We start from the raw sequence: 259 nt of genomic DNA on the forward strand, positions 1-259 counted from the left end.
TCGCCCACCGGCCCGCTGCATCTGGGCCATGCCTTTTCCGCCCTGACCGCCGATGCGCTCGCCCGCGCCGCTGGCGGTCGTTTCCTTTTGCGGATCGAGGATATCGATACCGCCCGCGCGAAACCGGCCTTCGAGACGCAGATCTATGACGACCTGCATTGGCTGGGCCTGTCCTGGCCCGAGCCGGTGATGCGTCAATCCCAGCGGCGCGACGCCTACGACACGGCCGTCGCTCGGCTCGAGGCGATGGGCGTGACCT

General features: G+C 68.3%; 1 protein-coding gene. It reads left to right on the top strand.

The genetic code is table 11. The features are described 5' to 3' along the window. The coding region (locus JI666_RS21365; RefSeq protein WP_286171029.1) for a glutamate--tRNA ligase family protein at window positions 1-259 on the top strand (259 nt) is incomplete at both ends.

Source organism: Bacillus sp. NTK071 (assembly GCF_017303315.1).
Lineage (GTDB): Bacteria > Bacillota > Bacilli > Bacillales > Guptibacillaceae > Guptibacillus.